Source organism: Paraburkholderia tropica (assembly GCF_914484835.1).
GTDB lineage: Bacteria > Pseudomonadota > Gammaproteobacteria > Burkholderiales > Burkholderiaceae > Paraburkholderia > Paraburkholderia tropica_A.
The window spans coordinates 1-12,033 of the sequence record NZ_CAJZAR010000070.1; the positions used below are offsets into that span (position 1 = coordinate 1).

At 56.3% G+C, this 12,033-nt stretch carries 16 protein-coding genes; 12 read left to right on the top strand and 4 right to left on the bottom strand.

All coding sequences use genetic code 11. The annotated features are described in order from the left end of the window. Positions 1-219: 219 nt before the first annotated feature. Positions 220-816: a hypothetical protein gene (locus LDO54_RS26635; RefSeq protein ID WP_224013674.1), complete on the bottom strand. Its 597-nt coding sequence runs from the start codon at positions 814-816 to the stop codon at positions 220-222. 266 nt (positions 817-1,082) lie between these two features. On the opposite strand from LDO54_RS26635, the gene LDO54_RS26640 reads away from it, so the two are divergent. Beyond that, positions 1,083-1,475: a hypothetical protein gene (locus LDO54_RS26640; protein ID WP_205992247.1), complete on the top strand. Its 393-nt coding sequence runs from the start codon at positions 1,083-1,085 to the stop codon at positions 1,473-1,475. Between the two features lie 246 nt (positions 1,476-1,721). Next, positions 1,722-2,111 carry a VOC family protein gene (locus LDO54_RS26645; RefSeq protein ID WP_224013675.1) on the top strand — a complete coding sequence of 130 codons (390 nt, stop codon included), beginning with the start codon at positions 1,722-1,724 and terminating at the stop codon, positions 2,109-2,111. A gap of 188 nt (positions 2,112-2,299) precedes the next feature. Here the strand turns inward: LDO54_RS26645 and LDO54_RS26650 are convergent, their stop codons facing one another. After that, positions 2,300-3,463 carry an alpha/beta fold hydrolase gene (locus tag LDO54_RS26650; RefSeq protein WP_224013676.1) on the bottom strand — a complete coding sequence of 388 codons (1,164 nt, stop codon included), beginning with the start codon at positions 3,461-3,463 and terminating at the stop codon, positions 2,300-2,302. A gap of 108 nt (positions 3,464-3,571) precedes the next feature. On the opposite strand from LDO54_RS26650, the gene LDO54_RS26655 reads away from it, so the two are divergent. The 5 genes from LDO54_RS26655 (at position 3,572) to LDO54_RS26675 (ending at position 6,746) form a co-directional block, all read left to right on the top strand. After that, on the top strand, positions 3,572-4,528 hold the full coding sequence (locus tag LDO54_RS26655; protein ID WP_224013677.1) for a LysR family transcriptional regulator: 957 nt from the start codon (positions 3,572-3,574) through the stop codon (positions 4,526-4,528). A 523-nt stretch (positions 4,529-5,051) separates the two neighbouring features. Beyond that, a complete protein-coding gene (locus LDO54_RS26660) occupies positions 5,052-5,342 on the top strand; it encodes a hypothetical protein (protein WP_224013678.1) in 291 nt (96 codons plus the stop codon). A 73-nt stretch (positions 5,343-5,415) separates the two neighbouring features. Continuing rightward, a complete protein-coding gene (locus tag LDO54_RS26665; protein ID WP_224013679.1) occupies positions 5,416-5,655 on the top strand; it encodes a hypothetical protein in 240 nt (79 codons plus the stop codon). 69 nt (positions 5,656-5,724) lie between these two features. After that, on the top strand, positions 5,725-5,940 hold the full coding sequence (locus tag LDO54_RS26670) for a hypothetical protein (RefSeq protein ID WP_224013680.1): 216 nt from the start codon (positions 5,725-5,727) through the stop codon (positions 5,938-5,940). Positions 5,941-6,263: 323 nt separating this feature from the next. Beyond that, entirely contained in the window at positions 6,264-6,746 is a 483-nt protein-coding gene (locus tag LDO54_RS26675; protein ID WP_224013681.1) for a hypothetical protein, read from the top strand. 131 nt (positions 6,747-6,877) lie between these two features. On the opposite strand, the gene LDO54_RS38945 is transcribed toward LDO54_RS26675, so the two are convergent. Further along, positions 6,878-7,003: a hypothetical protein gene (locus tag LDO54_RS38945; RefSeq protein ID WP_290371142.1), complete on the bottom strand. Its 126-nt coding sequence runs from the start codon at positions 7,001-7,003 to the stop codon at positions 6,878-6,880. Between the two features lie 266 nt (positions 7,004-7,269). Continuing rightward, positions 7,270-7,635: a response regulator gene (locus tag LDO54_RS26680; RefSeq protein WP_224013682.1), complete on the bottom strand. Its 366-nt coding sequence runs from the start codon at positions 7,633-7,635 to the stop codon at positions 7,270-7,272. Between the two features lie 1,003 nt (positions 7,636-8,638). Here LDO54_RS26680 and LDO54_RS26685 point away from each other — a divergent pair. The 5 genes from LDO54_RS26685 (at position 8,639) to LDO54_RS26705 (ending at position 11,975) form a co-directional block, all read left to right on the top strand. Continuing rightward, on the top strand, positions 8,639-8,821 hold the full coding sequence (locus tag LDO54_RS26685; protein ID WP_224013683.1) for a hypothetical protein: 183 nt from the start codon (positions 8,639-8,641) through the stop codon (positions 8,819-8,821). A 4-nt stretch (positions 8,822-8,825) separates the two neighbouring features. Beyond that, on the top strand, positions 8,826-9,098 hold the full coding sequence (locus LDO54_RS26690) for a DUF1488 domain-containing protein (RefSeq protein ID WP_224013684.1): 273 nt from the start codon (positions 8,826-8,828) through the stop codon (positions 9,096-9,098). Between the two features lie 236 nt (positions 9,099-9,334). Beyond that, positions 9,335-9,481 carry a hypothetical protein gene (locus LDO54_RS26695; RefSeq protein ID WP_224013685.1) on the top strand — a complete coding sequence of 49 codons (147 nt, stop codon included), beginning with the start codon at positions 9,335-9,337 and terminating at the stop codon, positions 9,479-9,481. Positions 9,482-9,526: 45 nt separating this feature from the next. Then, positions 9,527-10,273: a hypothetical protein gene (locus tag LDO54_RS39070; protein ID WP_356791644.1), complete on the top strand. Its 747-nt coding sequence runs from the start codon at positions 9,527-9,529 to the stop codon at positions 10,271-10,273. A 163-nt stretch (positions 10,274-10,436) separates the two neighbouring features. Beyond that, positions 10,437-11,975 (top strand): IS3 family transposase, encoded by a 1,539-nt coding sequence (locus LDO54_RS26705; protein ID WP_224013687.1) that lies wholly within the window; start codon positions 10,437-10,439, stop codon positions 11,973-11,975. Positions 11,976-12,033 lie beyond the last annotated feature (58 nt).

The following is a 12,033-nucleotide window of genomic DNA, read 5'->3' on the forward strand; positions in this document are numbered from 1 at the left end:
GATAGTCGAGCAGCCTCAATGCCTGCTTTCGGAAAATGTGAACGTCCCTTGCGGGTCCACGCGGACTCTCGCCTCAACTCGATGTGCGCCACCCTACGCGATGCGCATGAGTCGGCATCCGGCCAAGAACCGACGGTCACGACCGTGAGGAAGATAGTTGACAATTTCCCTCCGACGCGGCGCACGCCCCGCGGAATTCAGCGCGGAGTCATGTAGCCGTTAGCGATCTTTTACCTCTGATGCCTCGATCGCCTTACCGAGTTTGATCAGATAGCCCTTCGCTTCGTCGAGTTCTCCGCGCCAAAGCCATTTCAGGCAGTTGAAAAGCTCCCACGCCAATCCGCGGTCACCATATCGAAAAACACTCATGTTTCGATCGGCCGAGGCATGCCGCTGTGAAGCTCTGGACTCCAGGCACAGGCCTCGATTCACGATCTCCACGAAGGGTTGTTCTAATTCTAGTTTCGTATCAGGTGCGATCACGTGAAACTCAATCGAGGTCATATCTGCAAAAATGAGCTTCCGATAGGGGCTATCGGGACTATGTTTGCCATCGACCGCGAAGAGTATTTCCGCTGGCGCAATTAGCTGACTTACCATGCGAAACACCGAATGGCCTGTACCATCTGCGCAGAAAGCGATCAGGTCTATGTCGGACAAGCGATCGGCACTTTCCTTTGCAAACGACCCGACGACGGCTGCACCGATGCATTCGGTCGATTCCCGAAGTGCAACGGCGACCCGCTTAAGGAGGGCGATCTGCAGCGTCGTTGATGGATTGCTTCCGCATCGATCGACGAATTCTTCGAATTTCATGAAGGTTGCGTTGGTGGACGAAGGGCTTGGGGGGACGCATTAATGATAAGTTTAAACAGCCACGCGCTGCAAAGTGCCCGGTTAGAAATGCTCCATGCGATTCGCATAGATCCATGCCGACAGGTTATTCACGGTTGGCGTGACAGGCCGAGGGCGGCCATAAGCGGGCATTCGGCGAGGTGATTCCAATCGCAGACGATTGTTGCGCGTCGATTCTTGCGACAGGACGTCTTGAGCATTCATTGAAGCGACTGAAAAGGAGTGAAATGAAAACAGACTGGAATTTGATTCGTGACGTTCTAAATGCGGCGATCGACAGTTGTGAGCGGCTGGAACAGGCGGGGTATGCTGAAGAGCATCGCAGCCGTTCCGTTCAGGTAGGCGGGCGACAAGTCAACGTGCTGGAGTTCTTGATCAGCGCTTGGACGCTGCCCGAGAACGTTCGCTACGAAATAATCCGGGCGCGTCACGACGAGAATCTCGATCTGCCTTATGTCCCGGAAACGGCGCGGATTCTCACCGCAGTAGCCGCCGCATGTGCAGAACTTATAGGCGCGGGGGGGACGCCACCGGCCGAGCCACATATGCGGGAAATGATTGATTGGTATCGGAACCACTTCGATCCCAACGTGGAACGCGCAATCTTGGCCGCTCCGTAGCCGGTCCGACGGGACGAAGATCTGGAGATCGAACGTCCGCTTTGTAGAACGTCCAAAGTCCGGAGTGGGTCGCGCCGGGCCGCTCGTTCGCAACCGCTCGTGCGGCGATGCAAGGCGCATGAGTCCGCGGGCGGCCACTTTCGGTCAGTCAGCGAGGTATCGAGAATTGGCGACAATTTTCGTTCGACGTATCCTTGGGGATCGACGTTTCGACACTCTTGGCCAACGATCCCGACAAGAATTCCGATGCAAGCACATCTCAGAATTGCCAGACCTGTCAACGACCTTTCGAGGACAGAAAGTATGTATTGCGCGGCGCTCAGCCTTGTTGTACTGGCAAAATTTCAAGACCATCAGGGGTTCGACGGGGTGATGCTCGGACGTTCCGGCTTGGACTATCACTTCGAGTTCACACAGTGCCGCAAACATCCGGTCGCGCCAACACCAACATGTGAGGATTTGTTGGTGTTTTACGCCCCGGATCGAGCTGAGTGGGAGTCGACTTGCGATCGCCTCGCCGAGAACGGCTTTCTTCGCGTGACGTCGCTCAACCCTTATTGGGACGAGCAGGGCCGAACGTTCGCGGACTCCGATGGATATCGAGTCGTTATTCAGAACGCGGCGTGGCCTTCATAAACACAAGGGCGCTGGTCGGCCAATAGCCGCCGCTCGCTCGTCGGCGGACTATGTCCGAAGAGCGACCGGTTTCGGTCATTGGATCCGCCGGATATCAGTTCACCTCGCACCGCCTCCCCTCCCGCGACTGCTGCTCGATGCTCTGGGCACGGGTCTTCAAGAGCCGGGAAGCCGACTTCGTCTCGCTTTCAGTTCAGCCCAAGTGGGTTCGATATCACGAGCCGCCAACCTCCGTCCCGCCCCTTTTGCATGACCTGTGTTGCAGTCCCGGATTGAAATTGCGTATCACCGTTCGCCGATATCGCTTCCAAGGTCCAGTCGAGCAGCACGAGTGCAGTGTCTCCAGTACGCAGTACGCGACGAACCGTATTGGTTATGCGCGGCTTTGACGTCAGTAACCGCGCGAAAGCGTTTCGCAGGTCAGTGAAATGCTCCTGCGTCACATCTCCGTTCGTCAGCCGCATCGTGGCTTGATTGCTGAATACGCCAAGCAACGCGTCGAGATCACCGGCATTGAGCGCAGCATCAAATGCAACCGCGACCTGTTCGGGTGTGCTGCATACAACGGAATGGTCCTCAATTGCATACGCGAACTTTCCGATGATCATTGCGACCTCAGTCGGCGCTTCCAGCGGTAACAGGTGCCCGGCGCCGGCGAGGAACCGAATCGTCGCATGCGGGATATGAGGCAGCAGTTCGGCCTGTAACGTGGAGAAGCGATCCACCTGGTCCAATTCGCCAGTGAGAACAAGGGTCGGCACGTCAATCGAATCGACTTCAGCGGAAAAGTCCTCGCGCATTGCGATGTTCGGCCACGCCGCTTTTGCCTGCGGTGCAGCTTTGAGGCTGTCTTCGATAATCTGCTCGCGACAGGATGCGTCGAGTTTCTTCGCAGTCAGTACGTGATCGATAACGAATTCGACCGACTCGCGCGATTGATACGCGCCGGTCAACGTCGCACGTTGCTCCTCGGAAAGCAGCATCGGCGATGGCGGAGAAGGCGCAACCAGGACAAGACCTTCCAGCCCGGCGGGTCGACGGGATGCAACAAGCTGTGCGACCTTCCCCCCCATTGAATGACCGACGAGGATGTAGCGCTGCAAACCCAGGGCTCCAATAACACCCTCGGCATCCGCAGCGAGATCAGCAATCCCGTATCCATGAGAAGGCGCGGCAGAAGCACCCCACCCTCGATGATCAGTTGCAACAATCCGATATCGGGCCGACAACGCGTCTGCCACGCGATCCCATGTGCGGGACGAGCCTCCGTAGTAATGCAGGAAAACCAGCGCCAATTGCCCTTCGCCTTTCTGCACCACGTGAATTCGGGTGCCGTTCGTTTCGATTTCCATGTTGTCACCGTCTCTGATGAATACGGCAATCGTAAATCCCGTCTCTGACAGTGATAATTGCCGACTTTGTGGCGACAGTCGATAATCGTGGTATCGAATGGAGCCACCATGGACAGACTAACCAGTCTCGGCGTATTCGTCGCCGCGGTAGAGGAAGGCAGCTTTGCCGCAGCCGCCCGGCGTTTCGGGCTGTCTCCAGCGATGGCCGGCAAGCATGTGACCGCGATTGAGGCGCAACTAAATGCGCGGCTGCTGCAACGAACCACACGGCGCCTGAGTCTGACCGAAACGGGGCAGGCCTACTACGAACGCAGCAAACAGATTCTCGAAGCGTTTGACGAAGCCAATCGGGAGGCGGGCGACACTCAGCGTACCGCGCGCGGTGTTCTGCGTGTTGCAGCACCCGTTACGTTCGGCGCAATGCATTTAGGCAGCGTGACGGCGCAATATCTCGAGGATCATCCCCAGGTGAACATCGAGGTGCTACTCGGCGACCGCTATGTCGACCTGCTCGATGCGGGCATCGACGTTGCGATCCGCATCGGCCGACTGGACGATCCCGGTGTGGTGACCCGCAGGATCGCTCCATGCCGGATGCTGATGTGTGCCTCACCTGCCTACCTGGATCGATATGGCGCGCCACGCACGCCGCAGGATCTGCGCAAGGCGCAGCGCCTTTGCTTCAGTGAAGCCGTGTCTGCGGGCGACTGGACGGTGTTTGATTCGAGAGACCGCGCGCACGTCATCGATGGACCTTGCAGGCTCGCGGCAAACAATACGCAAATGCTTCTTTCCGCCGCGTTAGCCGGCGCTGGCATTGCGTACGGTCCGACCTTCGTCTTCGGCGAGCATCTGCGTGCCGGTCGGCTCATTCAGGTTCTGCCAACCTATCGCACCACAGAGCTGATCATTCAAGCTGTCTATCCGAGTGCGCGGAGCATACCGCTTAAAGTGCACCGCTTCGTCGATTACCTCGCAACAGCATTCGGCGATATGCCGCCCTGGGACCAGGCGCCGGAAAAGTCAGGAGGCTCCCGGACGCGCGTCTCGCCGCGATCCAGGTAGATGACGGCCAAAACCGGATCTTTGAAGAACGAAGTGGATTGCTGACAATTGCGCAGTCTGCACGGCAGCGAGAGGGGGCGACTTGCACACGGATGAGTGTGTTTGGCCGCTCCTGCGCGCAGGAAGCGTCATCAAGCAAGATCGAAGGCAACGAGATGCCGCCGTCTATCAACATGGATGCAGAAGAACTCAAGCCGTCCTCATTTTCAGTGGGCAAATTTCTGCATAGACGGGCCGTGCAACGGCGCTGGTCAAAATTGCGCACCCGGGCCGACAGTCGTTGAGCGGAGCTCTTTCAGAGGTCAGAAAACTTTCGCTGTACAAATCCTGCAATGCGCGTAGGATGAAGTTGTTGATTGCCTCGCGCCCTTTTCCTGGCATCTCCTGCCACCCCTCCCATCGAAATCGGGCCGCTTACTTTCATCGCAGGCCGACCACCGCGGCCGATCGTGCTGGAACTCAAGTGAGTCGCTCGCACCTTTCCTGTTAAGCCGCGTGGTGATGCGGTCTCAAAGGTCTCCCCATGACAACCGGCTTTCGCCTCTATCGGGGACTTGAGGTCTACCCTCTTGTCTATCCGCATCGCACCACCGCGCCTGGCGCAGGACATAACTACGATGAGGGCTTTGATGCTGCGGTGCGTATCCAGATACCCGAAAGCTCGACTGACGCACCGCGTAGCCGCGTATTCAGGCTCGTGGTCAACCGGCCCTTCGAGAATGCTGGCGATGCACGACGTGCGTCAGCTTCCTATGCGGAAGAGCTGATCGATTCATGTCCTCTGAACACGGACATCCTCAATCTTAAGTTGTAAGCGCGTGCCTCTAACTTCACGAATTACAGGACACGCGTGGGGATGCTACCGCCTGCAACACCGGAGATTAGACATGGACAGCGCAGAGTTGCTGAGGTGGATTCGACGCGACAGCGCCAGCATTGTCGAGGCATTCCTTCCACTGGAGGCGCAGTCTGAGCTGAATGAGGTCATCCGCGACGGCCGCCACGAAGTCGACCCGAATGTCTATCTGATGTTCGTGTCAGTTCGTGCAATGTTACACAAGGGTGGAATGCCCAACTTCGATTCGGACCGTGAGGCGGCCCGGATCATGGCCCTCCTGAACGCGTAAAGCCAATATCCCGCGCGTTAAGCGTTCTGCCGCAATCGATCAAGGGTCGCATCTGAGCAAGGAAAGTCAATGCATTTCAATTCCACACGGTTTCTCATCGACCCCACTCCGCGAAAAGCCGACGGTGAGTACATAGCCCATGCCCGCATCAGTACCAGCCGTGTAGACGGAAGTGAGGATGATTTCCATCTAAGTGGCGACCTCGCAGGTTTTGACTTGCGCGAAGACGCCATTGCGTTCGCGAAGACATGGGCTCAGGAATGGCTCGGCACGCGCTTTGGCTAGATTGTGCTGACAAAGCAACGGACGATACTGACCCGCCTACGAGGCAAAGATCAACCGCACCATTCGCGCCTGTAGCCGTTGAATCAACAAGTAGACAGAATACGCTCGCTGCCCAATCATCTCATCTAAAAAAGGGGCTGCACTGGTGCTCCAGATGCCAGAAACAGACCGAAAAGCGGTTTTGTACAAGAGGCACGACATCTCCGCCGGATATCGACTTCCTGCAGTGCTTACACAGGTCTTTCCATGGGCAGCCTTTGCATATCGGATTCGCATATCTACACGGCGCAGACTGCTGGTAACCACGGTTTAAGGAGGTGATTGTGAAGACTACTCGCGAAAATCTGCTTGAACTCCTTTGGACATCCTATGCAGCAGGCCAGGCTCTCGCGAAGCCTTTAAAGGAACTTTCTGCTGCCGTCCCGAATCCGGGGGAAGTTACAGATCTGACCCGGCAACTTGTATCGAAAACAATATATCATCAAACGCTGCTTCTTCAATGTCTGTCTCGAATAGATAGCAATCCAACACATCTACTCACGAATGATTCCGACAACGCATCAGAGAACTGTCGTAAAACACTCACTGACACCAATGTCCCAGATAAATTGGCCCATCTGCGCTCTTGCTTACTAAACCGGACCGATCTTCTGTATCTCGTGATCGACGCTGCAGAGAGCACAGGATTTTTTGAGACCAAATGGGTGTGCGAGAGCATTCTGACGGAGATCTCATCGGTGGTCAGCAAGCTGGATTTGATCGCATCTGTTGATGATCCGTTTAGCTACGAGCGAACGGCCACTTGAGTCACGCGCACATACCAAGGCTAGACGTGTCGAATGAACGAGTGGCTTCGCAAGCACAGCGAACGCAGGCATGCCGATGGCAATACATGGCCGAGCTTGCACGGGGAGCTTCACACATTGCCAGCATGTTGTCAGTTGCCAGCGAGCGTGCAGCCATCGCTGATGTCACAAACGAATTTCGGCGCCGCCACGACGTCAGAGACCTGCCCATTTTTCTCGAGCTTCTCGCGCAAGCGCTCGATATACGTCTGCACCACGATGCCGCCTCATTTATCCGTTGTCTCAACATCAAGCCAAAGGGGCGGCCAGCTCCACCGTGAACCTCGAACGATCAGGCGCTAGCCGCACTTCAAGTGAACGGGGCCTGGACAGTTTTGAGAAGTGATGCGTGAAGCGCCAGGTTTCCAGGCAATCCAAATCACAGTCGTTAGCCGATGAGTCGATAACCACCGCGTCGCCGTCGGCCAATGCCGCCACCGCGAAAAGTCCGTTCACGTCACCGCATCAGCCTATGCCTTTTGCGCTATACAAGGAGACTGCGGATTTTTCCCGCAAGCAGTCCGGGCGCGACATCCTTGTTGAGCCAGTGGTCTCTCCGCGGGCGACTATCGGGGAAAGTGCCAGAGGTCAAAAAGATGACTGGGACAACGCAAAGAATGCTGTCCGCAAGGAGCGCATTGAATAGGTCAATCCCCGTCATCTCCGGCATTACCATGTCGGTAATGACGACATCAGGAAGGCGGGAACGTGCGAGATGCAGGGCATGTTTCCCGCTCTGCGCAAGAACGATATCGAAACCCAGTGGCGAAAGCATCAACGACCATACTTCGCGCATGACTTCGCTGTCGTCAACAAAGAGGACACGCGGCAATTCCAGTGGCCGGGACATGAAATACCTTGGGATGATTGCACCGAAGAGGAACCGGCAGTAACCCAGGCGCCGACACGGAGACCGATGCAGCACGGATCGTGCCCGACATCGATTCATCGCCATTTACCGTTTACTTTGCAGCTCAACATTTTCTACATTAGGCTGTTGCATCTGCAATCTCCCCCGCGCGCCGCACAGGGGCCATCTTCCCCCTCGCGGAAGCTCACCTTGCATATCAAAGCGCTTCGAATGCCCTCACCTGTGGATGACCGGTTCATCTGCAAAATCGAAGGTAAGCTAGTTCACGTGGTTTTGCGAAAAGGTAGCAGCATTTCGTCCCTTACAGATCTGGTTGGGTTTGACGGCTTCGAAGAACTTCGGGTCGCTTGCTCGGTGACGCTCGCGCCCCTGCCATGCAGCTATCACATGCGCTGATGGAAGCGAACGATGGCGACATGATCCTTTTTTATTGCCCTGTCGAATCTGTACGCCATCTGGTGCGACCAAACATATAAAAACTAAATGCGGCTTCGTGTAATGGTGTCGAAGTGTCGAATGGTCCATCGTAAGCGCCGAATTCCGTGCTTTGCCCATCAGGAGATAGCGGTGAAAGTTTGCAATTGCGCTTGCATATCTAGCGCAAACAGCGCATGCTCATCTCGGTCAGGCACAGGGCCGTCGGCTCTGCGTTGACACCTCTCAATCTCTTCTGGCACCTCTGCCAATATGGCGTCCTGAAGGGCAGACACCATAACGATCCCGGCGCGACGATATGTTTCGCGCGTCACGCAGTCTACGTCTGCCACGTCTTTTCAGACAGATTTCATTAGCTGTTCGAGACCTTCCTGCGCGGCTCGCATCCGATCGAACGACTGGATGATATTGGTTGCCATGAAATCGCGCTCCGATCGTGAGGGCACGACACGGGCAGCATTTGCGTGACTGTGCGGGGTTTGAACTTAGAGCGGACAATGACGCACTTCCCGCCATCGGAGCCCGTCCAAATTTTTATGGAGCCAGCATGCCCAAACAACGCAGCCTGTATTCACTGTCACCCGTCAAGCAAAGTGACTTCGCTACCCCTCAAAAAGCGCGCGCTGCCGCGCTGGAGAAGGCGGAAAGCGAGCGAGCCCAGAAGCGGCTAGAAAATGATGCCCTCCTCGATGTCAACGCCAGCAAATGGCGATATAACAGCCAGCGGTGATGAGATGAAAAGAGGTCATGTGGCGCTCGACTTTCCGAACCCCTCTCGCATCCACGACGCGTCCAGACATTGCGTGTGCTTCTGGGGCTACGACAACGCTCACGAGATTGCCTTTCTGGTCGACGATGCCGTGCTGACGAAACTGAACCCAAACGCGGGTTCTGACGAGTCCGCGTTGCTCGCGGCCTTCGACCACAACCGTGACCGAATTATCGGGCTAGCCAGAAGCCTGTATAAAGGTGGCCAGCAAAGCAAATATGCGATCTTGCTTGACTGAGGATACTCTCCGATTCGCGCGCTGGTTCATTGATGTCGCTGCGCGTGTGTCGCAGTGCGCAAACATGGCGATCATGCGCATAGAGAATAGAGACGACGCAAAAGGTAGTGACGTGCTCCGCAAATCCGGTGGCGCTCGTTGCCTGGGTTCGTCATAAGTAGTCGATCCCGCTCCCCCCAGAGCTGCTGCTTTGGCCAACACCTGGAGCACCAGGTCTTTTCGAGCAGATCGAGGAAATGAAGTCAATCGAATCAGGCGAAACGCTCGCGACTCATATCCTGCAGAATGCAGTGCCTGCAATCGCAGAACGCGGCCGCGAATGCTGCATCAACACTTTCGAACGGCCCGCAATCGTGGCCCATCATTTCCGGCTGCCGCAGTGAGCCGTGGGGCGGTGTGTAATAGCCATATGGAAGCGCGAGATAGGCTTGGTTCAACCCCTGATCGTCGACTCTCAGTTGTACGGCCGCGGTCATTACTCGGCCGTGGAAAACCTCAGCGCGCCATCGCATCGCTACACCTCTCGGCCGTTGCCTTTCGGATTACGACTCGGGGCCGATGAGTATGTCAATGGCCGCCTGTCCTGCGATTTCCGCTATGAGGTACGCCCAGCGCATAGTGAAGGGGCCGTGTCGCACGGTAACTACGGCTCCATCGGTACTCATGCGGCCAACGTTATGGCCTTTTATCTGGAAGGTCACGCCGTACATGTCCTGATCCACTTCGGTCAGTTGGACGTGGATTTCGAAGCTGCGATAGCGGATCACCCGATTCATCATTTCGCAACATTGGCCACGTCACCTGACGTCTCGCCATCCTCGCAATCTGACGACGTTCCCAATAGCCCGTCGGCAACTGTCAAAGGCCGCACCGAATGCGTCGTCAGAGCAATCAAATGGGCCGCGCGCACCGCGCGCCTCTGCTTCTGTTCGAGGGGCGATTCTCGAGTATTCGCTGTACGTGATGGGTTCGACAACGTAGTACTTCGCCTCGCCCGCGGGCGTGAGCCTACTTTCGACCGTTGCCCTCATCTGCCAACCATTGAATGTATCGAGGCGCGTTTCCATAAGTCCCCCTTCAAGCGCTGGGAAGACCCTCGCGAGATCGCAAGTGCAATTCCCAAGAACATACTGCGCCGAATACCAGTCGGCCACAAGCGATATTTCGAAACGTAATTTGCGAGATCTCCACAAGCCAATGAGGGCGCTAGCGATCACTTGTATCGCAACGCGGTGAGATCTCGTCTAGCGCGCCGTGGATCGCCTGTCTGTTGATGTTCACGCAGAACTGACCCACGGGGGATGCGGACCAAATCTTGGACTACTTTGGAGGTAGTCCATGTATTCATACGAAGACCGCGTTCGGGCGGTCGAGCTGTACCTGAAACTTGGCAAGCGCATCAAGGCGACAATCCGTCAGTTGGGTTACCCGACGAAGAATTCTCTCAAGGCGTGGTGTGAGGAGTTCGAACAAAGTGGCAATCTGCAGAAAGAGTATGTTCGGGGAAAGCCGAAGTACTCTGAAGAACAGAAGAACCTGGCACTCGAGCATTACGTCAATCACGGGCGCTGCTTCAGTTTCACCCTCAGGGCATTAGGCTATCCCTGTCGCCAGATACTGACGGCGTGGGTTCGCGAGCGCTATCCAGAAACCAGAAAACGCGTGGTTGGCAAGGCAGGCCGACCGGCCGTGTCATTGTCGTCCAGGCAGCTCGCGGTGTACGAACTGTGCACACGGGAAGGAAGTGCACAGGCGGTGGCGCGAAAGCTGGACGTCGACAGGGTGTCGCTGTACAACTGGAAGAACCAGTTACTCGGCCGGGAGGCCCCTGCATCCATGAAGCGCGACAAGGGATCACCATCAGAGACGGATCGGGACGAACTGGAGCGGCAGGTCGAAGCACTCCGGCGCGACATTCGCAATCTGAAGCTTGAGCACGACCTGTTGAAGAAGGCGAATGAACTCGTAAAAAAAGACCTGGGCGTCGACCTGCCACTCCTGAGCAACCGGGAGAAGACGACGCTGGTTGACGCCCTGAGAGAAGAAAACGGTTTGACTGAGCTGCTTGAGCGGTTGGACCTGGCGCGCAGCTCCTATTTTTATCATCGGTCGCCCATACGGGTTGCCGACAAATATGCAGATGTCCGTCGTACCGTTGCAGAGATCTTCGAGGACAATCACCGATCCTACGGCTATCGTCGGGTGCAAGCAGCGCTTAGCAGGCAACGGGTGTTTATATCGGAGAAAGTCGTGCGTCACCTCATGAAACAAGGCGGCCTCCAGGCAGCCAGGCCCAGGCGGCGCCGATATCGTTCTTACATCGGGGAAATCAGCCCTGCCCCAGATAACATCATCAATCGCGATTTCCACGCAAACGCCCCCAACGAAAAGTGGGTGACGGATATCTCCGAGTTCCAGATTCCTGCGGGGAAGGTATATCTATCGCCCATGATCGACTGCTTCGATGGGATGGTCGTCAGCTGGTCGATTGGCACAAGCCCCGACGCAGAGCTCGTAAATTCCATGTTAGATGCGGCCATCGAGACCGTGTCCGAGGACGACGAGACGCCGATCGTGCATTCCGATAGAGGTGGCCACTACCGCTGGCCTGGCTGGCTGTCGCGGATTGCAAGGGCTAATCTGATCCGATCCATGTCGCGTAAAGCCTGTTCACCGGACAACGCGGCCTGTGAGGGATTCTTCGGCAGGTTGAAGACCGAAATGTTTTATCCAGGAGACTGGCGTTCGACGACCATCGCGGAGTTCGTTGAGCGACTGAACGCCTACGTTCGTTGGTACAACGAGAAACGGATCAAGGGCTCCCTTGGCTATCTCAGCCCCATCGAGTACCGTGAAAGCCTCGGGTTAGCAACGTAAATCAGTCCAAGAAAATAGCCGCATCCCCGGTGGGCTAAGACTCGGTGAAAATCAACAG

What these genes read in the sequence shown, in the direction of transcription:
- LDO54_RS26635 (WP_224013674.1), bottom strand. Translation starts at nt 816, where the DNA reads ATGAAATTCGAAGAATTCGTCGATCGATGCGGAAGCAATCCATCAACG.
- LDO54_RS26640 (WP_205992247.1), top strand. Translation starts at nt 1,083, where the DNA reads ATGAAAACAGACTGGAATTTGATTCGTGACGTTCTAAATGCGGCGATC.
- LDO54_RS26645 (WP_224013675.1), top strand. Translation starts at nt 1,722, where the DNA reads ATGCAAGCACATCTCAGAATTGCCAGACCTGTCAACGACCTTTCGAGG.
- LDO54_RS26650 (WP_224013676.1), bottom strand. Translation starts at nt 3,463, where the DNA reads ATGGAAATCGAAACGAACGGCACCCGAATTCACGTGGTGCAGAAAGGC.
- LDO54_RS26655 (WP_224013677.1), top strand. Translation starts at nt 3,572, where the DNA reads ATGGACAGACTAACCAGTCTCGGCGTATTCGTCGCCGCGGTAGAGGAA.
- LDO54_RS26660 (WP_224013678.1), top strand. Translation starts at nt 5,052, where the DNA reads ATGACAACCGGCTTTCGCCTCTATCGGGGACTTGAGGTCTACCCTCTT.
- LDO54_RS26665 (WP_224013679.1), top strand. Translation starts at nt 5,416, where the DNA reads ATGGACAGCGCAGAGTTGCTGAGGTGGATTCGACGCGACAGCGCCAGC.
- LDO54_RS26670 (WP_224013680.1), top strand. Translation starts at nt 5,725, where the DNA reads ATGCATTTCAATTCCACACGGTTTCTCATCGACCCCACTCCGCGAAAA.
- LDO54_RS26680 (WP_224013682.1), bottom strand. Translation starts at nt 7,635, where the DNA reads ATGTCCCGGCCACTGGAATTGCCGCGTGTCCTCTTTGTTGACGACAGC.
- LDO54_RS26685 (WP_224013683.1), top strand. Translation starts at nt 8,639, where the DNA reads ATGCCCAAACAACGCAGCCTGTATTCACTGTCACCCGTCAAGCAAAGT.
- LDO54_RS26690 (WP_224013684.1), top strand. Translation starts at nt 8,826, where the DNA reads ATGAAAAGAGGTCATGTGGCGCTCGACTTTCCGAACCCCTCTCGCATC.
- LDO54_RS26695 (WP_224013685.1), top strand. Translation starts at nt 9,335, where the DNA reads ATGAAGTCAATCGAATCAGGCGAAACGCTCGCGACTCATATCCTGCAG.
- LDO54_RS26705 (WP_224013687.1), top strand. Translation starts at nt 10,437, where the DNA reads ATGTATTCATACGAAGACCGCGTTCGGGCGGTCGAGCTGTACCTGAAA.